General features: G+C 70.9%; 20 protein-coding genes. 19 read left to right on the top strand and 1 reads right to left on the bottom strand.

Annotation, left to right across the window (positions count from 1 at the left end):
- Positions 1-193 precede the first annotated feature (193 nt).
- The 14 genes from ET989_RS12485 to miaB all read left to right on the top strand — a co-directional run bounded on the left by ET989_RS12485 (position 194) and on the right by miaB (position 18795).
- Positions 194-2728 carry an FtsK/SpoIIIE family DNA translocase gene (locus tag ET989_RS12485; protein WP_180320787.1) on the top strand — a complete coding sequence of 845 codons (2535 nt, stop codon included), beginning with the start codon at positions 194-196 and terminating at the stop codon, positions 2726-2728.
- A complete protein-coding gene (locus tag ET989_RS12480) occupies positions 2728-3408 on the top strand; it encodes an SDR family oxidoreductase (RefSeq protein WP_131169484.1) in 681 nt (226 codons plus the stop codon). The genes ET989_RS12485 and ET989_RS12480 overlap by 1 nt, the downstream gene beginning before the upstream one ends.
- A 228-nt stretch (positions 3409-3636) precedes the next feature.
- Positions 3637-4011 carry a DUF3224 domain-containing protein gene (locus ET989_RS12475; protein ID WP_131169482.1) on the top strand — a complete coding sequence of 125 codons (375 nt, stop codon included), beginning with the start codon at positions 3637-3639 and terminating at the stop codon, positions 4009-4011.
- Positions 4012-4162: 151 nt separating this feature from the next.
- Positions 4163-5050, top strand: coding sequence for an aldo/keto reductase (locus ET989_RS12470; protein ID WP_131169480.1), 888 nt, complete (start codon positions 4163-4165; stop codon positions 5048-5050).
- A 108-nt stretch (positions 5051-5158) separates the two neighbouring features.
- The gene (gene rimO / locus ET989_RS12465; RefSeq protein WP_241656343.1) at positions 5159-6550 is read left to right on the top strand and encodes a 30S ribosomal protein S12 methylthiotransferase RimO; all 1392 of its coding nucleotides are present in this window, start codon (positions 5159-5161) and stop codon (positions 6548-6550) included.
- Complete coding sequence (pgsA, locus tag ET989_RS12460) at positions 6547-7152, top strand: CDP-diacylglycerol--glycerol-3-phosphate 3-phosphatidyltransferase (protein WP_131169478.1); 606 nt, start codon at positions 6547-6549, stop codon at positions 7150-7152. Before rimO ends, pgsA begins: the two co-directional genes overlap by 4 nt.
- Entirely contained in the window at positions 7149-7640 is a 492-nt protein-coding gene (locus tag ET989_RS12455; RefSeq protein WP_131169476.1) for a CinA family protein, read from the top strand. The genes pgsA and ET989_RS12455 overlap by 4 nt, the downstream gene beginning before the upstream one ends.
- 67 nt (positions 7641-7707) lie before the next feature.
- Entirely contained in the window at positions 7708-7995 is a 288-nt protein-coding gene (locus ET989_RS12450; RefSeq protein WP_131169474.1) for a helix-turn-helix domain-containing protein, read from the top strand.
- 3 nt (positions 7996-7998) lie between these two features.
- The gene (locus tag ET989_RS12445; protein WP_131169472.1) at positions 7999-8193 is read left to right on the top strand and encodes a DUF3046 domain-containing protein; all 195 of its coding nucleotides are present in this window, start codon (positions 7999-8001) and stop codon (positions 8191-8193) included.
- 292 nt (positions 8194-8485) lie between these two features.
- A complete protein-coding gene (gene recA / locus ET989_RS12440; RefSeq protein ID WP_131169470.1) occupies positions 8486-9559 on the top strand; it encodes a recombinase RecA in 1074 nt (357 codons plus the stop codon).
- Positions 9556-10137 (top strand): regulatory protein RecX, encoded by a 582-nt coding sequence (locus ET989_RS12435; RefSeq protein WP_421958226.1) that lies wholly within the window; start codon positions 9556-9558, stop codon positions 10135-10137. Before recA ends, ET989_RS12435 begins: the two co-directional genes overlap by 4 nt.
- 162 nt (positions 10138-10299) lie before the next feature.
- Positions 10300-16353: a pullulanase-type alpha-1,6-glucosidase gene (pulA, locus tag ET989_RS12430; protein ID WP_131169465.1), complete on the top strand. Its 6054-nt coding sequence runs from the start codon at positions 10300-10302 to the stop codon at positions 16351-16353.
- A gap of 4 nt (positions 16354-16357) precedes the next feature.
- Positions 16358-17260, top strand: a complete 903-nt coding sequence (locus ET989_RS12425) for a hypothetical protein (RefSeq protein WP_131169463.1) — start codon at positions 16358-16360, stop codon at positions 17258-17260.
- A 41-nt stretch (positions 17261-17301) separates the two neighbouring features.
- Entirely contained in the window at positions 17302-18795 is a 1494-nt protein-coding gene (gene miaB / locus ET989_RS12420) for a tRNA (N6-isopentenyl adenosine(37)-C2)-methylthiotransferase MiaB (protein ID WP_131169461.1), read from the top strand.
- A gap of 28 nt (positions 18796-18823) precedes the next feature.
- On the opposite strand, the gene ET989_RS12415 is transcribed toward miaB, so the two are convergent.
- A complete protein-coding gene (locus tag ET989_RS12415) occupies positions 18824-19090 on the bottom strand; it encodes an antitoxin (protein WP_131169460.1) in 267 nt (88 codons plus the stop codon).
- Between the two features lie 90 nt (positions 19091-19180).
- On the opposite strand from ET989_RS12415, the gene miaA reads away from it, so the two are divergent.
- Genes miaA through ET989_RS12390 form a run of 5 tightly spaced genes read left to right on the top strand, consistent with a single transcriptional unit; the run spans position 19181 to position 23914 of the window.
- Complete coding sequence (gene miaA, locus ET989_RS12410; RefSeq protein ID WP_131169458.1) at positions 19181-20119, top strand: tRNA (adenosine(37)-N6)-dimethylallyltransferase MiaA; 939 nt, start codon at positions 19181-19183, stop codon at positions 20117-20119.
- Entirely contained in the window at positions 20116-21150 is a 1035-nt protein-coding gene (locus ET989_RS12405) for a YeiH family protein (RefSeq protein WP_131169455.1), read from the top strand. The genes miaA and ET989_RS12405 overlap by 4 nt, the downstream gene beginning before the upstream one ends.
- A 28-nt stretch (positions 21151-21178) precedes the next feature.
- Entirely contained in the window at positions 21179-22021 is an 843-nt protein-coding gene (dapF, locus tag ET989_RS12400; RefSeq protein ID WP_180320786.1) for a diaminopimelate epimerase, read from the top strand.
- Positions 22014-23447 (top strand): GTPase HflX, encoded by a 1434-nt coding sequence (hflX, locus tag ET989_RS12395; RefSeq protein WP_131169451.1) that lies wholly within the window; start codon positions 22014-22016, stop codon positions 23445-23447. The genes dapF and hflX overlap by 8 nt, the downstream gene beginning before the upstream one ends.
- Positions 23444-23914 carry a DUF952 domain-containing protein gene (locus tag ET989_RS12390; RefSeq protein ID WP_241656342.1) on the top strand — a complete coding sequence of 157 codons (471 nt, stop codon included), beginning with the start codon at positions 23444-23446 and terminating at the stop codon, positions 23912-23914. Before hflX ends, ET989_RS12390 begins: the two co-directional genes overlap by 4 nt.
- The last annotated feature ends 69 nt before the right edge of the window (positions 23915-23983 follow it).

The following is a 23983-nucleotide window of genomic DNA, read 5'->3' as shown; positions in this document are numbered from 1 at the left end:
AGGCGCTCGATGTTGAGGAGTTCGTCACCCGGGTACGGGTTCTTCATCGCGGTTCCTTCGGGAGTGGTCGTGTGCGGCGACCGCGCTGGGCCCATCGTTCTTCCGGGGGAGGGGGTGGGTCAAGGGGTTCGTGTGACGATCCGGCGGCGTGGTCGCTTGGGGAGCCACCGGGTGGGTTGTTAGGGTCGCCCCCATGGCGACCCGCGCGTCTTCCCCCACGCGGAGCCGATCGACCGCATCCTCGCGGTCGACGACTTCGCGTGGCGGAAGCAAGTCCAAGAACACACGTCGAACTCCCGCGAAGCAGTCCGGGGGTGGCTTCGGCGACGTCCTGGCCGCCATCGGGCGCGGCATCGTCGCGCTGTGGCGCGGGCTGGCCGGCCTGCTGGGCGGGTTGGTCCGCAGCATCGGCTCCGGTGTGCGCGACCTCGATCCCGAGCTACGCCGCGACGGCACCGGCCTGTTCCTGGTGATCATCGGCATCCTGACCGCCGCTGCCTTCTGGTTCCTGTTGCCGGGCGCGGTGGGCGACTGGCTGCGCGTCGTGTTCTCCACCGTCTTCGGCGCTGCCTCGGTCGCGCTGCCGCTGGCCGCGTTCGGCATGGCGTGGCGCACCCTGCGCGACCCCGCCGCCAACGGCCCCACCGGACGCCAGCCCGTCGGCTGGCTCATGTTCGCGCTCGGTGTGCTGGGGCTGGTCCACGTCGCCAAGGGCATCCCCAGCCCGAGCCGCCCCGAGGAGATGCGCGCCGCCGGCGGCGCCCTCGGCTTCATCCCGAGCTCGTTCCTCGCGGACCTGGTCACGGTGTGGGTCGCGGTCCCCGTGCTCGTCGTCATGGCGCTGTTCGGCGCGCTGGTCATCACCGGCATCCCGCTGTATGAGGTCGGCCCGCGCTTCACGGCCTGGCGTGACCAGTACCGACGCGAGGACGCCCCAGCCGACGACCTCCGGTACGGCGTCGACGAGGCCTACGACACCCCGCTCGTGCTCGACGAGGCCCCCAGCACCAAGCGCGGTCGCGGCAAGGGGGGCGAGTTCGTCGATTTCTACGCCGACGGGGCCGAGGATGCCCCTGCGGACGACGAGATCGACCCCTTCACCGGCGAGGTGTACGAGGAGGCCCCGCGCCAGCCCGTCACCGCCGGCAAGGCGCCGGGCGCGGTGGCGGACGCCGAGGGCATCGTCGTCGACGAGCCCAAGGACCTCCAGCCCCCGACCCACTCCAACGAGCCCCTGCGCGCCGAGCAGACAGTGCTGACCGGCGACATCCAGTACGTGCTCCCCGAGCACCAGGTCCTCAAGGCCGGCTCCGCGCCGAAGAGCCGCACCGAGGCGTCCGACGCCGTGGTGGGGCGCTTGGGCGAGGTGTTCCGCGACTTCGACATCGACGCGCAGGTCACCGGCTACACGCGCGGCCCGACGGTCACGCGCTACGAGGTCGAGCTCGGCACCGGCGTCAAGGTCGAGAAGGTCACCGCGCTCGGCAAGAACATCGCCTACGCGGTGGCGTCCGCCGACGTGCGCATCCTCAGCCCGATCCCGGGCAAGTCGGCGATCGGCGTCGAGATCCCGAACGTCGACAAGGAGATCGTGTCCCTGGGCGACGTGCTGCGCTCCAACCGCGCCCGCAACGACCACCACCCGATGACCGTCGGCCTGGGCAAGGACGTCGAGGGCGGCTACGTCGTGGCCAACATGGCCAAGATGCCGCACCTGCTCGTCGCCGGTGCGACGGGCTCGGGCAAGTCGAGCTTCGTGAACTCGATGATCACCTCGATCATGATGCGCGCCACCCCCGACGAGGTCCGCATGCTGCTGGTCGACCCCAAGCGCGTGGAGCTCACGAACTACGAGGGCATCCCGCACCTGGTCACGCCCATCATCACCAACCCCAAGAAGGCCGCCGAGGCCCTGCAGTGGGTCTGCCGCGAGATGGACACCCGTTACGACGACCTGGCCGCCTTCGGGTTCCGGCACGTCGACGACTTCAACAAGGCGGTGCGCGCGGGCCAGGTGAAGCTGCCCCCCGGGTCTGAGCGCGTGCTGGCGCCGTACCCGTACCTGCTGGTGATCGTCGACGAGCTCGCGGACCTGATGATGGTCGCGCCGCGCGACGTCGAGGACTCCATCGTCCGCATCACGCAGCTCGCTCGTGCCGCCGGTATCCACCTCGTGCTGGCGACGCAGCGGCCGTCGACCGACGTGGTCACGGGCCTGATCAAGGCGAACGTGCCCTCACGGCTGGCGTTCGCGACGTCGTCGATGACCGACTCGCGCGTCATCCTGGACCAGCCGGGTGCCGAGAAGCTCGTCGGCCAGGGCGACGGGCTGTTCCTGCCGATGGGGGCGTCCAAGCCCGTGCGCGTGCAGGGTGCGTGGGTGACCGAGGGGGAGATCCGCGAGGTCGTCAAGCACGTCACCGAGCAGCTCGCCCCGCAGTACCGCGAGGACGTCGCCGTGCCCCAGGAGTCGACGAAGGTCGCCGAAGACATCGGCGACGACCTCGAGCTGGTCCTGGAGGCCGCGCAACTGGTCGTGAACCTGCAGCTCGGCTCGACGTCGATGCTGCAGCGCAAGCTGCGCGTCGGGTTCGCCAAGGCCGGACGCCTCATGGACATCCTGGAGACCCGCGGCATCGTGGGCCCCTCGGAGGGGTCGAAGCCCCGCGAGGTGCTCGTGAAGCCCGACGACCTCGACGAGGTGCTCGTCAACCTCGCGGAGGGCTGATGCGCACCGTCCTGGTCACCGGCGGCACGCGCGGCATCGGCCGCGAGGTCGTCCGCCAGCTGTGCGAGTCCTGGCGGGTCGTCGTGGGTGGGACGTCCGAGTCAGCCGTCGCCGAGGTCGTCGACGACTGCCCGGACGCCGTGGGTTTCGTCTGCGACCTGACCGACGAGGACGCCGTGGCCGCGGCCGTCGCCTCGCTCGACGACGTGGACGCCGTGGTGCACTCGGCGGGCGTGGTCGGGTACGGCTCGGTCGAGGACACGACGCGGGCCGACTGGCGCCACGTGATGGAGGTCAACGTGGTCGCGGTGGCGGACCTCACCCGGCTGTTGCTGCCCAAGCTGCGCGCCGCGCGGGGCACGGTCGTGGTCATCAACTCCGGGTCGGGCTTCAACGCAAGCCCCAACACGGCCGTGTACGCGGCGTCCAAATTCGCGGTGCGGGCCTGGGCGGACGCCCTGCGCGCCGAGGAACGCGGGATGGTGCGGGTCTCCTCCGTCCACCCGGGACGCGTCGACACCGACATGCAGCGGGAACTCCAGGCCGCCGAGGGCCGCGACTACGACCCCTCGATCGCCCTGGAGGTGACCTCGGTCGCCAAGGCCGTCGTCTTCGCCCTGGCGGCCGACCCCGACGCGGTGGTGGAGTCCATCAGCGTCCGCCCCTCCGGCCGCCGCTGAGCGCCGAGAGCCCCGCTCTTCTGCGCCGAGAGCCCCGGTGTTGCGTGCCGAGAGCCCCGCTCTTCTGTGCCGAGAGCCCCGGTGTTGCGCGCCGAGAGCCCCGCTCTTCTGTGCCGAGAGCCCCGGTCTTCTGTGCCGAGAGCCCCGGTGTCGCGCGCCGAGAGCCCCGGCTTCTTCTGCCGACAGCTCCGTTGTGGCGTCCGGCCCTGCTCCCTTAACGTGACGCGCATGCCCAAGACGACCGCTCAGTTCACGATCGACCTCACCCCCGGCGAGCCCCTCTACGAGGGCACTGGACGTTTCGACTTCATCAAGACCTGGACGGGCGGGCTGGAAGGCACTTCCACCGGGACGATGCTCTCCGCCGGTGACCAGGCTGCGGGAATGGCCGGCTACGTCGCGATCGAGGTCTTCGCGGGCACCCTCGACGGGCGCGAGGGGACCTTCGCCCTCCAGCAATTCGGGACGATGGACGCCGACGGCATGGCTCTCCAGTACGTGGTCGTCCCCGGCTCCGGGACGGGTGAGCTGGATGGCCTCCGTGGGACCGTGCAGCTCGACGTGGTCGACGGCGTCCACCACGTGGTCGTCGAGCACAACTGACGTCAGGGCAGGGGCCCTGGGCGCACAAACCCGGGGCTTTGGGCGCACAAACCCGGGACTCTCGACGCACAAACCCGGGGCTGTCGGCACACAAACCCGGGGCTCTCGGCAGACAACACCGGGGCTGTCGGCGGAGGCCTAGGCTGGTCGCATGAGCAAGCAGCGTCGGATCGGTCAGTTCTCCGTCTCCGGGATCGGGTTGGGCGGGATGCCCTTCTCCCTCGGCGGCGACCGCCTCACACACCACGAGCAGGGGATCGCGACCGTTCATGCCGCGCTGGACGCCGGCATCACCCTCATCGACACCGCCGACATCTACGCCCCCGCGTGGGACCAGATGGGCCACAACGAACGCATCGTGGCCGAGGGCATCCGCACCTGGACCGGCGACGCGAGCAACGTCGTCGTCGCCACCAAGGGCGGCATCACCCGCCATGAGGGCAACACGTGGGGCCGCGACTCGTCCCCCGACTACCTGCGCGCGGCCGCCCACCGCTCCCGCGATCGCTTGGGCGTCGAACGCATCGACCTCTACTACCTGCACCGCCCCGACCGCACGCGCCTGTACGCCGACGCCATCGAGGTGCTGGCCGGTCTCAGGGCCGACGGTGTGATCTCCGAGATCGGCATCTCGAACGCCAACGTCGAGGAGGTCCGGATCGCCCTCGACGTCCTCGGCGAGGGAGGGCTTGCGGCCGTCCAGAACGAGTTCTCGCCGAAGTTCAACCACACCTCCTACCCCGAGCTGCTCTTCTGCGGCGAGCGCGGCATCGCGTTCGTGCCCTGGTCGCCCCTGGGCGGTGTCGGCGGCGGACACGATGTGGGTGACCGCTTCCCGGTGCTGGCCGAGGTGGCGGACGCCCACGGCGTCAGTCCGCAGGTGGTCACGCTCGCCTGGGAGCTCTCGCTCGGCGACCATGTCGTCCCGATCCCCGGCGCGAGTCGGCCGGCGTCCATCACCGACTCCGCCAAAGCACTCGACCTCGAGCTCACCCCCGAGGAGTTGGAGCGCATCAGCGCCACGCTCCTGCAGCGCTGAAGTTCGAACGGGGCTCTCGGCGCGCAACACCGGGGCTCTCGGCGCGCAACACCGGGGCTCTCGGCGCACAACGCCGGGGCTCTCGGCGGATGCGGATAGCCTGAGGCGGTGACTTCCACCCGTGTGCACATCGTCTCGCTCGGCTGTGCCCGCAACGACGTCGACTCAGACGAGCTCGCCGGACGCCTCGAGGCCGGGGGGTTCTCCCTGGTCGATGAGCCGGACGATGCCGAGGCGATCGTGGTCAACACGTGCGGGTTCATCGAGTCCGCCAAGAAGGACTCCATCGACACCCTGCTCGCGGCGTCCGACCTCAAGGGCAAGGGCACGACCCAGAGGGTCGTCGCCGTGGGGTGCATGGCCGAGCGCTACGGCCGCGAGCTGGCGGACGCCCTCCCCGAGGCCGACGCGGTGCTCGGCTTCGACGACTACGCCGACATCGACTCCAAGCTGCGCCTGATCATGGCCGGTGGGCACCTCGAGGCCCACACTCCGTCCGACCGCCGCCGTCTCCTCCCCGTCGCCCCCGCCAAGCGTCAGGCGGCGGCGTCCGACATCGTCATCCCCGGCCGCGCGCCGATCCGGCGCCGCAGCAAGGGTGCCCCGAGCGCGCCGGTGAAGATCGCGTCCGGTTGTGATCGCCGCTGCGCGTTCTGCGCCATCCCGAGCTTCCGCGGCTCGTTCGTGTCGCGTCCGATCGACGACATCGTCGAGGAGGTCACCTGGCTGGCCGACCACGGCGTCCGCGAGGCGTTCCTGGTCAGCGAGAACACCTCCTCCTACGGCAAGGACCTCGGCGAACTCGGCGCGCTGGAGACCCTCCTGCGCCGCCTGGACGCCATCGAGAACCTCGACTGGATCCGCGTCAGCTACCTCCAGCCCGCCGAGATCCGGCCGGGCCTCATCGAGACCATGGCCTCGGTCGAGAAGGTCGTGCCCTACTTCGACCTGAGCTTCCAGCACGCCGCCCCCGGTGTCCTGCGCCGCATGCGCCGCTTCGGCGACCCCGACAGCTTCCTCGGCCTGCTCGACCGCGTCAGGACGCTCGAGCCGGACGCCGGCGTCCGCAGCAACGTGATCGTCGGCTTCCCCGGCGAGACGGACGCCGACGTCGAGACGCTCATCGACTTCGTCGCCGAGGCACGGCTGGACGCCCTCGGCGTGTTCGCGTACTCGGACGAGGAGGGCACCGAGGGCGCCAACCTCGACGGCCACCTCGACCAGGACGTCATCGACGAGCGCTACGAGCGCGTCAGCGAGCTGGCCACCGAACTGGTCGACCAGCGCGCCCTCGAGCGGGTGGGGCAGCGTGTCCGGGTGCTCATCGAGTCCCACGACGGCGACACCGCGGTGGGGCGCGCCGAGCATCAGGGGCCCGAGGTCGACGGCACGACCAGCTTCGCCACCGGCGCGCACCTCCGGGTCGGCGACCTCGCCTGGGGTAGGGTCGCGTCCACCGACGGGGTCGACCTGATCGCGCGCGAGGAGGGGGCCGCATGACGCAGGAGACGACGCAGGGCAAGCCGAGCAACTGGAACGTTCCCAACGTCCTGACGGCGGTCCGCATGGTGCTGGTGCCGGTCTTCGCATGGGTGCTGCTGGCACACCCGGACGACCCGACGATGCGCTGGGTCGCCACCGCGATCTTCGTCATCGCCATCGCGACGGACGCCCTCGACGGCAACATTGCCCGCAAGTACAACCTCGTCACGAACTTCGGCAAGCTGTGGGACCCGATCGCCGACAAGGCGCTCACCGGCATGGCCTTCGTCGGCCTGTCGATCCTGGGCGAGCTGGGTTGGTGGATCACGATCATCATCCTCGTCCGCGAGTGGGGCATCACGATCCTGCGCTGGGCGATCATGAAGTACGGCGTCATGGCCGCCAACCGCGGCGGCAAGCTCAAGACGGTGATGCAGTCGATCGCCCTGATCATGTTCCTGCCGGGCCTGCAGTTCATGCCGGCCCCGTGGGGCTGGGTGGCGTGGGCCGCCATGATCCTCTGCTTCGCCCTCACCGTCCTCACCGGTCTCGACTACCTGCGCGAGGCCCACAAGATGCGGACGGCCTACCTGGCCGAACACCCGGAGGAGGTCCGATGAACGAGCTCGCCGCGAAGGTCATCACCACCCTGCGGGACCGGACCCTGACGCTGGCCGTCGCCGAGTCCGTGACCGGCGGGCTCATCGGCGCCACGCTGACGACCGTGCCGGGGGCGTCCATGGTCTACCTCGGCGGCGTGGTCTCCTACGCCACGCGCCTGAAGACCGACCTGCTGGGCGTGACCCGCGAGACCATCGCCAACCACACCGTGGTCAGCGAGGAGGTCGCGATCGGGATGGCCGTCGGCCTCCAGCGCCGGACGGACGCCGACTGGGTCGTCGCCGTCACCGGCGTGGCGGGCCCCGACCCGCAGGAGGGCCACGACGCCGGCGAGGTGTGGATCTGCGTGCTGGGCCCGCGCATCCCGTCGCTCCCGCAGTTCCAGCAGGTGGAGCGGTTCGACTTCTCCGGCGACCGCGACGAGATCCGCGAACAGACCGTGGACGCGGCGTGCCGGATGCTTCTGCGCGTGGTCTCGCCCGTGTAGGTTGAGGGGAACAAATCCTCCGCGCGGCAGCGTTGGGGAGGTGCACGTTTCCAAGGGGGTGTGGCACATGGCAGTCGTGTTGATGCGCGAGATGGTGGGGGAGACCCTGCGCGAGCTCCGCGTGGGTTCGAGCAAGACGCTGCGTGAGGTGTCCGGCGCTGCCCGCGTGAGCCTGGGCTACCTCTCCGAGGTCGAGCGTGGCCACAAGGAAGCCTCTTCCGAGCTGCTCAACGCCATCTGCGGCGCGCTGGGTGTCGAGCTGTCCGAGGTGTTGCGGCTCACCAGCGCCCGCGTCGAGGCGCACGAGAACGTCACCCTGCTCCCGGTGCGGACGCCCCGGGCCGCGGTCGCCTGACCGGTGCGCGAGCAGGAACTCTGGCGGCGCATCAACGCCCACATCGGCCCCGCGCTGGCGTCGGCCTGGACCCACGACGTCGTCCTGTCCGATTTGGGCAACCGCAGCGTCCGTGAGGCCCTGGACGCCGGCGTCCCGGCCCAGCACGTCTGGCGCGCCGTGTGGTCCTACTTGGAGCTCCCTGCCTCCGAGCGCTGATCCGCCGAGAGCCCCGGTTCCGTCCGCCGAGAGCCCCGGCTTCTTCCGCCGACAGCCCCGGTTTCTTCCGCCGACAGCCCCGACGACACGCGGGGCGTGTCGCCGTGACACTTCGAACACCTGTTCGGTAAAGTTCACAGCGCCGTGAAGGTTGCGGGTCGGTTGTCCACAGGTCGCGAAAGTGCGTGACAGATTGTCGGACCCGATGCCTAACGTGATCGGTGACGGGAATCGCACCGGTTCCCACCACGTGAAACCACACGGCACCAGGCGTTCGAGAAGGAGTTCCACCATGGCGGTTGCAGATCGCGAGAAGGCGCTGGAGGCGGCGCTCGCCCAGATCGAGAAGGCCCACGGCAAGGGGTCGGTCATGCGGCTGGGCGAGGAGACGCGCCTGCCCATCGAGGTCATCCCCACCGGCTCGATCGCGCTCGACGTGGCGCTCGGCATCGGGGGCCTGCCCCGCGGCCGCGTCGTCGAGATCTACGGTCCCGAGTCCTCGGGCAAGACGACGGTCGCGCTGCACGCGATCGCCAACGCCCAAGCTGCCGGCGGCATCTGCGCGTTCATCGACGCCGAGCACGCGCTCGACCCCGACTACGCCGCCAAGCTCGGAGTGAACACCGACGCCCTGCTGGTGTCGCAGCCCGACAACGGCGAGCAGGCGCTCGAGATCGCCGACATGCTGGTCCGGTCGGGTGCACTGGCCCTCATCGTCATCGACTCCGTCGCCGCGCTCACCCCGCGAGCCGAGATCGAGGGCGAGATGGGCGACAGCCACGTCGGCCTGCAGGCACGCCTCATGAGCCAGGCGCTCCGCAAGATGACCGGCGCGCTCTCGGGCTCCGGCACCACGGCCATCTTCATCAACCAGCTGCGCGAGAAGATCGGCGTCATGTTCGGTTCGCCCGAGACCACGACGGGTGGCCGCGCGCTCAAGTTCTACTCGTCGGTCCGCCTCGACGTGCGCCGCATCGAGACGCTGAAGGACGGCACGGACGCCGTGGGCAACCGCACCCGCGTCAAGGTGGTCAAGAACAAGGTGGCCCCGCCCTTCAAGCAGGCCGAGTTCGACATCGTCTACGGCGCGGGCATCAGCCGCGAGGGCAGCCTCATCGACCTCGGCGTCGAGCACGGCATCATCCGCAAGGCGGGCGCCTGGTTCACCTACGAGGGCGACCAGCTCGGGCAGGGCAAGGAGAACGCCCGCAACTATCTCCGCAACAATCCGGAGGTCGCCAACGAGATCGAGACCCGCATCAAGAACAAGCTCGGTATCGGCGTGAAGCCGGGCGATCCCCAGCCCGGCGGTCAGGCGGGCGTGCCGGAGGAGATCGACCCGGTCACCGGTGAGGTCAAGTTCTGACCGGGTACGGATCCTCGGGGTCGCGGCGCAGGCCGCGGCCCCGACCCGGTCGTGAGGAGCCGGACGACCGCGTCGAGGAGCTCTCCCCGGCCGACCACGAGGCCGTCGCGCGCGAGATCGCGCTGCGGCTGCTTGAGTTGCGCGCCCGCTCCCGCGCAGAGCTCGCCCAGGCGATGGCGAAGAAGGCCGTCCCCGGAGCGATCATCGAGGCGGTGCTCGATCGGTTCGAGGAGGCGGGCCTCGTCGACGACGCCCAGTTCGCCGGCCTGTGGGTCGAGGGGCAGCAGCGCCGCATGAAGTCGACCCGCGCACTCAAGCAGGAGCTGCGGCTCAAGGGTGTGGACGCCGAGGTCGTCGACGAGGCGCTGGCCGAGACGGCCGACGACGCCGACTACCAGGCCGCGAGTGCGCTGGCCCGGAAGAAGGTCAGGACGATGAGCGCGCTAGAGCCCCACGTCCGGTACCGACGCCTCGCCGGCGCCCTGGCCCGCCGAGGTTTTGCCCCCGGGCTGTGCCACCGGGTGGTGTCGGAGGTCACCGAGGGCGTGGACGATGAAGGCGACCGAGAACGTCCCTGACGCCGCCGCCTGGTCGACCTCGCCAGCGATCTCGAAGCAGTCGACGGGTCGTGGCTGGAGGCGCAGCTGCGCGGTCGGTGAGGCCCCTTGCCGATTGTCGGAGCCTGCGTTTAGGCTCGGCGGACCACCCCCTGACGGGGCCACCTTCGTAGGAGCTTGCCGATGCGCACACCGTCGACCCCGATTGCAGGGCGCCTGCTGTCCCTCGTCGTCAGCCTGGCCCTCGCCCTCACCGGAGCCATCGGGCTGGGCGCCGTCGTGGCACCCACGGCTTCCGGCGCCACGACGTCGGTCACGCTGGTCGGCAGCCTGCAGTCCGAGCTGGGGTGCGCCGAGGACTGGGCGCCGGCGTGTACCGCAACGAACCTCTCCGACGCGGACGGCGACGGTGTCTGGACCGGGGACTTCACCGTCCCGGCCGGCACCTGGGAGTTCAAGGTCGCCCTCAACGGCACGTGGGACGAGGCCTACGGGGACGAGGGGGGCAACTACCCGCTGAGCCTGGCCGCGGCGACCGAGCTGACCTTCTCCTTCGACGACGCCACCGACAAGATCTCGCTCGCGGCACCCGGCCTCCCGGGCGGCTACGACGCGGCGACGGACGCCGACCTGGTCTCGGCCCCCGTCCGCGAACTGGGCGAGGGCGAGAGCTTCTACTTCGTCCTGACCGACCGGTTCGACAACGGCGACCCCGCGAACGACGACGGCGGACTGACCGGAGACCGGATGACGACCGGCTTCGACCCGACCGACAAAGGCTTCTACCACGGGGGCGACATCGCGGGCCTGAAGCGGCAGCTGGACTACATCGAGGGCCTGGGCTCCACCGCGATCTGGCTGACCCCGTCGTTCAAGAACAACCCGGTGCAGGGCACCGGCGCGGACGCGTCCGCCGGCTACCACGGCTACTGGGTGACCGACTTCACCCAGATCGACCCGCACCTGGGCACGAACGCCGAGCTGAAGGACCTCATCGCCGCCGCGCACGACCGCGGCATCAAGGTCTACTTCGACATCATCGCCAACCACACCGCCGACCTGATCGATTACGCCGAGAAGGAGTACACGTACATCGACACGGCGACCAGCCCGTACAAGGACGTGGACGGCAACATCGTCAACGTCTCCGAGCTGGCCGGGCAGGCCGACTTCCCCGACTTCCACCCCGACACCCGCTCGTTCCCGCGCACGCCCGTCCGCAGCGCCGAGAACACGGTGATGGTGCCCGAGGTGCTGAACGACGTGACCCTCTACCACAACCGCGGGGATTCAACCTGGAGCGGCGAATCGGTCACGTTCGGCGACTTCGTGGGCCTGGACGACCTGATGACCGAGGATCCGGTCGTCGTCGACACGATGATCGAGATCTACAAGACCTGGGTCGACCTGGGCATCGACGGCTACCGCATCGACACCGCCAAGCACGTCAACTTCGAGTTCTGGCAGGAGTTCACCACCGCGGTGAACGCGCACGCGGTGGCCGCCGGGAACCCGGACTTCTTCATGTTCGGAGAGGTCTACGACGCCGACGCGCGCCTGCTGTCGCCCTACGTCCGCGACACCGAAATGACCAGCGTCCTCGACTTCGCCTTCCAGTCCTCGGCGCTCACCTATGCCAAGGGCCTGCGCGCGGACGGGCTCACCAAGCTCTTCGCGGCCGACGACTACTACACGACCGACCACTCGTCGGCGTCCGCTCTGCCGACGTTCCTCGGCAACCACGACATGGGCCGCGTCGGCCGCCTGCTCCAGGGAGCGGGCTCCGAGTTGGAGCGCTCCGAGATCGCGCACTCCCTCATGTACCTCACCCGCGGCCAGCCGGTCGTCTACTACGGCGACGAGCAGGGCTTCGTGGGTGACGGCAATGACAAGGACGCCCGCGAGGACATGATGGCCTCGCAGACCGCGTCCTACCTCGACAACGTCCTCCTCGACGGTTCCGCCTACGGCGCCGGGTCGCACTTCGACACCGACGCCCCGCTGTACCGGCACATCGCCGCCCTGGCCGCCCTGCGTGACGGCAACAAGGCGCTCGACACCGGCGCCCAGGTCGAGCTGTACGCGGCCGACGGCCCGGGCGTCTATGCCTTCGCGCGCGTCGACCGCACCGAGAAGGTCGAGTACGTGGTGGCGATCAACAACACCGACGCGGCGGCCGAGGCGTCCTTCGCGACCCTCACCCCGGGGGCCACCTACGCGCCCGTGTTCGGCGGCGCGGCCTCGACCACGGCGGCCGCCGACGGCACCGTGTCCCTCACCGTGCCCGCGCTGTCCGCGGTCGTCCTGAAGGCCGACCGTCCGGTCGCGGACGCCGGCGACGCCCAGGCGATCGCGCTGGCGGCCGGCGCCATGGACGACAAGGGCCTGGTCCCGGTCACCGCCGACATCGCTGACGACCGCTGGGCCGAGACGTCCTTCGCCCACCGCGCCGTCGGCGCGGCCGACTACGTCGCGCTCGGCACCGCCGAGGACGACACCCCGCGCGTGTTCGCCGACTTCGGCGACCTCCCTCGCGGCACCGCCGTCGAGTTGCGCGCGGTCTCCGTGGACGCGGACGGCTCAGCGGTCGCCACCTCCACCCTGTACGTGGTCGGCACCGACCTCGCCGGCTTCGCGCCCGAGCCGGAGCCCGAGCCGGCCCCCACCTCCGGCCGCACCGACCTGATGGTCACCATCCCCGGCGACCTCAACAGCGAGCTGGGTTGCCCCAATGACTGGCAGCCCGACTGCACGGCCATCCAGTTGGTCCACCGCGGCAACGGCGTGTACTCGAACACCTTCACCGTCCCGGCCGGCACCTGGCAGTACAAGATTGCCATCGGCGGCAGTTGGGACGAGAACTACGGCACGGGCGGCGTCCCCGGTGGTGACAACGCCACGGTCACCCTTGAGCAGGACCAGGCGGTGACGTTCGTCTACGACGACGCCACCAAGTGGTTCACCTCCAGCGCCCAGGGCCCGCTGGTCACCCTGCCCGGCTCGTTCCAGGACGAGGTCGGCTGCCCGGGGGACTGGCAGCCCGACTGCGTGGTCACCTCCCTGCAGGACCCCGACGGGGACGGCACCTACACCTGGACGACGTCGGCGATCCCGGCCGGCTCCTACGAGGTCAAGGTCGCGCACAACCTGGGCTGGGACGAGAACTACGGCGTGGGGGGCGCGCCCGGCGGCGCGAACTACGCGTTCTCCTCGCCGGGCGGCAAGCCGATCACCTTCACCTATGACATCGCGACGCACATCCTGACCGTCGAGGTCACCGACCCGGCGTTGCCTGGCGCCGGCCAGTTCCTCGGGCACTGGATCGACGCGAACACCGTGGCGTGGCCGGCCAACCTCGCGCCCGACCCGGCCGACACCATGTGGCAGCTCTGGGGCGACGCGGACGGCGGCCTCGTCCTGGCCGACGGCAAGGTGACGGGCGGGACCAGCGAGCCGGCAACCCTGCTCGGCACCCTGGCCTACGATCCGACGGGCCTCACGGCGGCCCAGCTGGAGAATCGCAAGCACCTGTCCGGCTTCCTCGCGCTGAGGCTGAGCCTCGCCGACGGCGTGACGATCGGGGACGTGCTCACCGGCCAGGTGATGGTCCTGCAGGCCGCCAAGGCCGGAACGCCGCAGGTGTTCACCGGGCTGCAGATCCCGGGGGTCCTCGACGACCTCTACGCCGAGTCGGCCCGGCAGGCCGACCTTGGGGTGACGTTCGACGGTGACGTCCCGACCCTGCGCGTGTGGGCCCCGACGGCCCGCACCGTGGCGCTCGAGCTGTTCGACGGCCTCGACGCCTCGACCACCCCCACCACCGTCCCGATGACGCGCGCCGCCGATGGCACCTGGAGCGTCACCGGCACGGCCGGGTGGGAGAACCGCGCCTACCGCTACGCCGTCGAGGTCTACGCACCATCCACCGGGGAGGTGGTGACGAACAGCGTCACCGATCCCTACTCGGTCGGCCTGACCCTGAATTCCACGGCGTCCGTCGTGCTCGACCTGAGCGACCCGGCCTGGGCGCCGGCCCTCTGGAAGGACACCGAGTCCCCGCAGATCGACCAGTTCGTCGACCGGACGATCTACGAGCTGCACATCCGCGACTTCTCCGTTTCGGACGAGACCGTCCCGGAGAACCTGCGCGGCACGTACGCCGCCTTCGCCCTCGAGGGTACGGACGGCATCACCCGGCTGGGTGAGCTCGCCGACGCCGGCATGAACACGGTCCACCTGCTGCCGAGCTTCGACATCGCCACGATCGAGGAGGACCGGGCCGCCCAGGCGGTGCCGGCCATCCCGACCGACGCGGCGCCGGACTCCGAGTCGCAGCAGGCGGCCGTGACCGCCGTGGCGGACGCCGACGGCTTCAACTGGGGCTACGACCCGTTCCACTTCAACGCGCCGGAGGGCTCCTACGCCTCGGCCGGCAACCAGGACGGCGGGGCCCGCACGGCCGAGTTCCGTTCCATGGTGGGCGGACTGCACCGGACCGGTTACCAGGTGGTGCTGGACGAGGTCTTCAACCACACCGCCCAGTCCGGGCAGGGTGACAAGTCGGTGCTCGACCAGGTCGTGCCCGGCTACTACCACCGCCTGTCGCTGGCCGGCTCGGTCGAGACCTCGACGTGCTGCCAGAACGTGGCCACCGAACACGAGATGGCCGAGCAGCTCATGGTCGACTCCGTCGTGACGTGGGCCCGGGACTACCGCGTCGACGGCTTCCGGTTCGACCTGATGGGCCACCACTCGTTCGACAACATGGTGACCGTGCGCGCCGCCCTCGACGAGCTCACGCTGGCCGACGACGGGGTGGACGGCAAGACCATCTACCTCTACGGCGAGGGGTGGAACTTCGGCGAGGTGGCCGACAACGCCCGGTTCACCCAGGCGACGCAGGGCCAGCTGGACGGCACCCACATCGGCGCGTTCAACGACCGCCTCCGGGACGCCGTGCACGGCGGCGGGCCATTCGACGAGAACAAGTCCGAGTTCCAGGGGTTCGGCACCGGGCTGTACACCGACCCGAACGGCGTCTCGACGGCCTCGCCCGAGCAGCAGCTCGCCGACCTGCGCCACGACCAGGACCTGATCCGGCTGGGTATGGCCGGCAACCTCGCCGACTACGCCTTCGAGACGTCCGCGGGCGAGCTCCAGACGGGCGCGCAGCTTGACTACAACGGGTCCCCGGCCGGTTACGCCACCGAGCCCGACGAGTCGGTCAACTACGTGGACGCCCACGACAACGAGACGCTGTACGACCTGGGCGTGTGGAAGCTGCCGATGGACACGCCGATGGCCGACCGCGTCCGGATGAACACCGTCTCGCTCGGCACCGTCGCGCTGGGCCAGTCGCCGGCGTTCTGGCACGCGGGCACCGACCTGCTGCGCAGCAAGTCGTTGGACCGCAACTCCTACAACTCCGGTGACTGGTTCAACACCCTGGACTGGTCGATGCAGTCGAACAACTTCGGCGTGGGCCTGCCCCCCGAGCCGGACAACGGCGGCAAGTGGGCGGCCATGCGCCCGCTACTGGCGAACCCGGCCCTGAGGCCGACCCCGGCCGACATCGCCGCGTCGCACGACCAGGCGCTCGAGCTCCTGCAGTTGCGGGCGAGCAACCCGCTGCTGACGCTCGGCTCGGCCGCTCTGATCAAGGAGCGCGTGACGTTCCCCAACGCGGGCGCCGACCAGACCGCCGGCCTCATCGTGATGCACATCGCCGACCCGGCCGGAGGGGTCGACCTCGACCCGGCGTCCGACAGCGTGTTGGTCGCGCTGAATGCCTCCCCCGATGAGATCACCGAGAAGATGGACGGCCTGGCCGGCGTGGAGTACACCCTCGACCCGGTGCTGGTCGACGGCGTGCGCGACGACCCCGTCCTCGCCTCGACGAGGTGGGACGCCGTCACGGGCACCCTGACCATCCCGGCTCGGTCGGTGGTCGTGCTGGACGAGGTGGCCACGCAGCTCACGACCGTGACGCCGCAGGCGCCGACCTTCAGCGACGTCAACGGGTGGAAGCACGACCGTGTGGTCATCCCAGCCGTCGAGGGCGTGGAGTACCTGGTCGACGGCCAGGTCGTCGCCGCGGGCTCGCACCCGGTCGCGAAGGGCGCCAAGGTCACCGTCGATGCCCGGCCACTGGAGGGTTACGCACTCGCCGACGGGGCGCAGGCCTCGTGGACGTACGCGTTCGGCAACACCGCGGCGTGGAAGAAGGTGCCCCGCTAGCGGCATGACGGTCCAGGAGCCAGGTCGCGCCAGCCGAGCGAGCGTCGTCACGGTGCTCGCCACCTACGCCGCCGCGCTGGTGCTCGGCGGCCTGTTCGGGGCGATCGGGTCGGTGATCCCGTGCTCGGGCTTCCTCTGTTCGATCGGCAACGCCGTCCTCGGTGCTGGCGTGGGCGTGCTGGCGTCGGCGCTCATCGCTGCCGTAGTCGCCCGCCGTCACGGCGTTCGCTGGTGGTACACACCCATCGCCTACGGCCTCCCGGTGCTGGCTGTCGCCGGCCTGTCGTGGCTCGACGGTGTGACCGGCGATGGCCTCGGGACGGCGCTGTGGGTCCTGGGGATCGGTGCGCCGGTGCTGGCGCTGGCCGCGGCCGCGCCGATGCGGGTCTGGGTGCGGGTGCTGCTGGTGGTCCTCCTCGCCGTCGCCGTGGTGGTCGTGCCGGTGCTCAACGAGGCGGCCGACGCCCGCGATCGTGACCGACAGCGTCGCACCGTCGTCGCCACGTGGCGCAACCTCGACGTGCCGGTCTACGCGCCCGTCGGTCGGGCCGACATCACCGTGAACGCGCTGGGGTTCTCGACCCGGCTGGGCGCCGTACAGGAGGCCTGGTACGACATGGCCCAACCCGGGCTGGCCGGCGAGGCGCGGGTGTTGCTGGAGACCGGACCCGGCGCCACGTCCCGGTGCGACGGGGCCCACGCACCCCACAACCTCGGCGAGGGAGTCGTGGTGCTGGGAGACCCAGCTGACCCGACCACCATCTGCCGCTCGATGGGGGGCGCGAAGCTCACCCTGTGGCAGGACGGATCCCAGGGCGACTGGACCGGGGCGCGCCTGATCGGCCTGGCCCGCGACCTCGAGGCCACCGACACCCAGTGGCTCGAGCAGCACCTGCGGGGTCGCTGAATGGGCGACCGCACCCCGCTGACGTAGACTCAACCCTCGCCATGACTACGCACGCCGCACCACGCACCTACCAGGTCATCACCTACGGGTGCCAGATGAACGTCCACGACTCCGAGCGCATCTCCGGGTTGCTCGAGGAGGCGGGGCACGTCCGCGCCCCCGAGGGGCAGCGCGGTGACATCATCGTGTTCAACACGTGCGCGGTCCGCGAGAACGCCGACAACCGCCTCTACGGCAACCTCGGCCACCTCGCGCCGGAGAAGGCCAAGAACCCGAACATGCAGATCGCCGTCGGCGGCTGCATGGCCCAGAAGGACCGCGACACGGTCGTCAGGAAGGCCCCGTGGGTCGACGTGGTGTTCGGCACCCACAACATCGGCTCGCTGCCGGTCCTGCTCGAGCGAGCGCGCGTCGAGGAGGCGTCCCAGGTCGAGATCGAGGAGGCGCTCACCCGTTTCCCGTCCACCCTGCCGACCCGCCGCGAGTCGCCGTACGCCGCGTGGGTCTCGATCTCGGTGGGCTGCAACAACACGTGCACGTTCTGCATCGTCCCCGCCTTGCGCGGCAAGGAGCAGGACCGCCGCCCCGGCGACATCCTCGCCGAGGTGCGCGCACTGGTCGACCAGGGCGTCCAGGAGATCACCCTGCTGGGCCAGAACGTGAACAGCTACGGCGTCGAGTTCGGCGACCGGCTCGCGTTCGGCAAGCTGCTGCGCGCCTGCGGCGAGGTCGACGGGCTGGAGCGCGTCCGCTTCACCAGCCCCCACCCGGCTGCCTTCACCGACGACGTCATCGCCGCCATGGCCGAGACGCACAACGTCATGCCGAGCCTGCACATGCCGCTGCAGTCGGGGTCGGACGCCGTCCTGCGGGCCATGCGCCGCTCCTACCGGAGCGAGAAGTTCCTCGGCATCCTCGACCGCGTGCGCGCAGCCATGCCCGAGGCCGCCATCACCACCGACATCATCGTCGGCTTCCCCGGCGAGACCGAGGAGGACTTCCAGGGCACCTTGGACGTCGTCCGCGCCTCGCGCTTCAGCGCCGCCTTCACCTTCCAGTACTCCATCCGTCCGGGGACGCCGGCAGCGACCATGCCGAACCAAGTCCCCAAGTCCGTCGTGCAGGAACGGTACGAGCGCCTCGTTGACCTCGTGGGCGAGGTTGCCTGGGAGGAGAACAAGCGCTTCGTCGGCGAACAGGTCGAGGTGATGTTCGCCACCGGCGAGGGCCGCAAGGACGACGCGACCCACCGCGTGTCGGGGCGAGCCCGGGACAACCGGCTCGTGCACGTCGCCATCCCCGACGGGGTCGAGCGGCCGCGACCGGGCGATCTGGCCGACGTCGAGATCACCTACGCCGCGCCACACCACCTCAACGCCGACGCGGGCCTGAGCAACGTGCGCCCCACGCGTGGCGGCGACGCCTGGCAGCGCTGGAACGACGAGCCCGAGGCGCGACCGTCCGTGACGCTGGGGCTGCCGCTGCGGCGTCCGGAGCCGATGGCTCCTGCCGCGAGCGGTTGTTCAGCCTCCTGAGGCGCGCTCCCACGCGTGCGGGCGGGCGTCACGCCTGAGGTGCGGCGTCCTCGTTCGGCTGGTTGTCGCCGGTCCACTGCTCGCTGAACTCCTCCGCCTGAGGGTCGGCCTGCGGCTGGCCGCCGTCCTGGGAGGAACCCACCCAGTCCTTGGCGAACTCCTGCGCCCGGTCGACCTGCGCGGCGTGCGCCCCACCCGTGTGCTGCTCCACGGCGTCGCCAGCACGGTCGATGCCGGCCTCCACGGCCGCCTCGTTCGCGTCGGCGTGTCCCTTGATCTCGTCGAAGATTCCCATGTGGTTCCCTCTCGTGCGGCGTCGGCCGGGTGGGAGTCACCCGGCGCCTGCCACGCTACGTCGGCCGGGTCGGCAGCGGAAGGGGATGTCGTGGACAATGGGCAGGTGCTGCCCATCCTCGCCCTGAACGGCCCCACCGCCAGCGGCAAGTCGACGCTGGCCGTTGACGTGGCCGTGGCGCTGGCGTGGCGCGGCCAGCCGGCGGAGATCGTCAACGCCGACTCGATGCTCGTCTACCGCGGCATGGACATCGGCACGGCCAAGCCCTCGGCGGCCGAGCGCCGGGGCGTCCGGCACCACCTGCTCGACATCCTCGACGTGACGCAGACCGCGACGGTCGCCCAGTTCCAGGCGCTGGCCCGCGCCGCCATCGCCGACTGCCGCGCCCGCCGCGTCCTGCCGATCGTGGTGGGCGGTTCGGCCCTGTACATGCGGGCGATCCTCGACCACTTCGAGTTCCCCGGCACGGACGCCGACGTGCGGGCCCGCTGGGAGGCCGAGCTCCACCGCGTCGGCCCCGAGGCGCTCCACGCCGTCCTGGCCGGGCGGGCCCCCGGCACCGCCGCCGAGATCCAGCCCACCAACGGACGCCGCACGGTGCGCGCCCTCGAGGTGCTCGACCTGACCGGCGGCCACGCACCGAACCTGCCCGAGTGGACGTTCGCCCTCGACGGCGTCACCAGCATCGGCCTCGACCTCGATCGCGCCACCATGGACGCCCGCATCGTCGAGCGCGTCGACGCCATGTGGGCGGCCGGCCTGGTCGAGGAGGTGCGTCGGCTCGAGGCCCGCGGGCTGCGCGAGGGCGTCACCGCGGTGAAGGCGATCGGCTACCGGCAGGTGCTCCAGTTCGTCGACGGCGAACTCACCGAGGACGAGGCGCGCGCCGCTGTCGTGAAGGCCACCAAGCGGTTCGCGCGCCGCCAGCTGTCGTGGTTCCGCCGCGACCACCGCATCGACTGGCGGGACGCCGCCACCCCCGGCCTGGCACACGCCATCGCCGACGAGCTGGCCGGACGCGCCGCATGAGGTCACCCGCTGGGGGGTGGGTCCTCCCGGTGGTCGTCGGCGTCGTGGCCTGGTGGCTCGGCCAGCATGTTCCGGTGATCGGTGCGCCGGTGCTCGGCATCGTGTTCGGCCTGTTCATCGGGCAGTTCGCCGGCCAGCCCGCGGCGTGGGAGAGAGGCACCCAGTTCAACGCCAACCGCGTCCTGCAGGCCTCGATCGTGCTGCTCGGGGCGGGCATGTCGCTCGGTCAGATCGCCGAGATCGGTGGGGCGGGCCTGCCGGTCATGCTGGGCACCATCGTGGTCGCGGTCGCCTCCGGACTGCTCCTCATCCGCGTGCTCAGGATCGACCGGGAGACCGGCATCCTCGTCACCTACGGCACCACCATCTGCGGGGCGTCCGCCATCGTGACGATGAGCCAGGTCATCAAGGCGCGGGCCACCGCGATCGCGGTCTCCGTGGCGGTCATCGTCCTCTACAACGTGCTCGCGGCTCTGGCCTTCCCGGCCCTGGGCCTGTCCTTCGGCTTCACCCCCGAGACCTTCGGCCTGTGGGCGGGCACCGCCGTCAACGACACCTCCTCGGTGGTGGCGGCCGCGACGTCCTTCGACGCCCAGCTCATCGCCACCGGCGCCGTGGTGGGCCCGGTGGCGGCGTCCGCCTACGCCGTGGTGGTGAAGCTGACCCGCACCCTGATGCTGATCCCGCTCGCGGTTTTCCAGCAGTGGTTCGGCAACCGCAGCCTGCCCGAGGGTGAGCGCGGCACCGCCGTCTGGTGGCGGATGGTTCCCGGGTTCCTCGTCCTGTTCCTGCTGGCCGCGGCCCTGCGCACGGTCGGCGCCATCCCGGACGCCGCGGGGCCGTGGCTGAAGACGGCCGCCCACCTGGGCACGACGATCGCGATGAGCGCGGTGGGCATGTCCAGTTCGCTGCGCGCCATCCGCGCGGCCGGCTGGCGCCCGCTCGCGCTGGGCGGCATCCTCTGGGCGCTCGTCGCGCTGACCGCCCTGGGCCTGCAGGCCGCCACGGGTCAGCTGCAGTTCCTCCGCTGACTTGCCCCGCCGTGGGAGAATGGTCGCCGTGCTCGAATTCGCCAAGGGTCACGGCACCCGCAACGACTTCGTCCTGGTGACGGACGCCGACGACGCGCGCCCGCTCACCGACGAGGAGGTCCGGTTCCTCACCGACCGGCGCGCCGGCATCGGTGGGGACGGCATCCTGCGCGCCGTCCGGGGCCGACACATCCCCGAGTGGGACGGCGACCCCGACGTCTGGTTCATGGACTACCGCAACGCCGACGCCTCCATCGCGGAGATGTGCGGCAACGGCGTCCGCGTGTTCGCCCGTTACCTCGTCGAGGAGGGCCTCGTGCCCGAGGGCACCACGGAGATCCCGATCGGCACGCGCGCAGGCCTGCGGGCGGCGGCACTGCTGGACGACGGCCGCGTCCGGGTGTGGATGGGGCGTCCCGCCACCGCGGATTCCGGCACGACCGTCCAGATCGGCGACAGCAACTGGCCGGCCACCAACGTGGACGTGGGAAACCCGCACGCCGTCGTCCTGCTGGGCGAGGGGGACGAACTCGCCGAGCTCGACCTGACCCGCGCGCCCGGCTGGTTCCCGCTGGAGGCGTTCCCCAGCGGCGTCAACGTCGAGTTCGTCGACGAGCTGGCGCCCGGACACGTCCGCATGCGCGTGTTCGAGCGCGGCGTGGGGGAGACAGACTCGTGCGGCACGGGGACGGTGGCGGTGGCGTCCGCCGTTGCCCGCGCGCACGGGGAGACGGACGGTCGCTGGACCGTCGAGGTGCCCGGGGGCAAGGTCGAGGTCGACCTGGCCCAGGGCGAGGCCTGGCTGACCGGCCCGGCCGAGATCGTGGCCCGGGGCAGCGTGAGGCTGCCGGGCGAGGAGATTGATGACTGAGACCTACGACGCCGACCGCGACCCCGAGTTCGGCGACTTCGACGACAACGACTACGACGGCGACCAGCTGGACCTCGCCGAGCGCCTGAGCCTGCGCCGGGTCGCGGGCATGTCGACCCAGCTGACCGACATCAGCGAGGTCGAGTACCGCGAGCTCCAGCTCGAGCGCGTGGTGCTGGTGGGCGTGTGGACGTCCGGCACCCAGACCGACCACGACAACGCGATGGCCGAGCTGAAGTTGCTCGCCGAGACGGCCGGCTCCGAGGTACTCGATGGCCTCGTCCAGCGCCGCACCCACCCCGACCCGGCAACCTATATCGGCCGCGGCAAGGTGGACGAGGTGCGCGAGGTCGTGATCGCCACCGGAGCCGACACAGTGATCGCCGACGGCGAGCTCGAACCCGCCCAGCTGCGTAACCTGGAGGACCGCATCGGCGTCAAGGTCATCGACCGGACCGCCCTGATCCTCGACATCTTCGCCCAGCACGCCAAGTCGATCGAGGGCAAGGCCCAGGTCGAGCTCGCGCAACTCCAGTACCTGCGGCAGCGCCTGCGCGGCTGGGGCGGCAACCTGTCCCGGCAGGCGGGTGGCCGCGCGGCCGGCGGCGCCGGCATCGGCGGCCGTGGCCCGGGTGAGACGAAGATCGAGACCGACCGGCGCCGCATCCGGACGCGCATCGCGCAACTCCGCAAGCGCCTGCGCGAGATGGACGCCGTGCGTGACACCAAGCGCTCCGAGCGCAGGCGCAACCAGGTGCCCTCGGTGGCGATCGTCGGCTACACCAACGCCGGCAAGAGCTCGCTGCTGAACCGCCTGACCGGCGCCGGCGTCCTCGTCGAGAACGCGCTGTTCGCGACGCTGGACCCGACCACCCGCCGAACCCAGACGTCCGACGGGCGCGTGTTCACCCTCACCGATACCGTCGGCTTCGTCCGACACCTTCCGCACGACCTCGTCGAGGCTTTCCGCTCGACGCTGGAGGAGTCGGCCGACGCCGACCTGCTCGTGCACGTCGTGGACGCCTCCGACCCCGACCCGGCCGGCCAGATCACCGCCGTGCGGACCGTGCTGGGGGAGATCGGGGCGACGGACGTCGCCGAACAGATCGTCTTCAACAAGGTCGACCTGGTCGACGACGCGACCCTCCTCCCGCTGCGCACGCTCGCGCCGGACGCTTTGTTCGTCTCGGCGCGCACCGGCGAGGGCCTGGAGGCGCTGCGGGACCGGATCGAGGAGCGCCTGCCCCGGCCCGAGGTCGAAGTGGATGTGCTCATCCCGTATGCGCGCCACGACCTCGTGGACCGCATCCACAGGACGGGCGAGATCCTCAGCACCGAGCACACCGGCGACGGCACGCGCATCGTCGCGCGGGTGAACCCGAACCTGGCCGGGGAGTTGGCGGAGTTCCCCAGGGCGTCGGCATGACCGCTGGCGAGACCATGCCGGCCGGACGCCCCGAGGCCACGCTGCTGCCCCTGTGGCACATCGCGCACCGCGCCGACTGGGAGGCAGCCCGGGAGGTGGGCGTGTACCTGCACTCCACGCGCGGGCGCACGCTGGGTGAGGAGGGATTCATCCACTGCTCCTACCCGCACCAGGTGGGGCTGGTCGCGCGCGGGTTCTACGCCGACGACCCCGAGCCGCTCGTGATCCTCGAGGTCGACCGCGACAAGTTGGGCCCGACGAAGGTGCGCGTCGAGAGCGCGCCGGGCACCGACCAGGCGTTCCCGCACCTGTACGGACCGCTGCCGACGGCCGCCGTCACCCTCGTGCGCGCGCTGGCGTTCGACGACGACGGGGCGCTGATGCTCGGCGACCCCGAGGCGCCGGAGGGCGAGCAGCAGGGTTTTCCACAGGAGACGGCCGGCGGGGCCCTGTGGCCGCCGAAGTGAAGTAGCCTCGGGCGGGTGCCCAGCCGAACCGAGCAGATCCTCGACGTCGCCGTCGAGGCGATCGGTGGC

The organism is Propioniciclava sinopodophylli (assembly GCF_004324755.1).
GTDB classification, from domain to species: Bacteria; Actinomycetota; Actinomycetes; order Propionibacteriales; family Propionibacteriaceae; genus Propioniciclava; species Propioniciclava sinopodophylli.
Note: the sequence above shows the minus strand (reverse complement) of the source record. Positions and strands in the feature narration are given on the sequence as shown.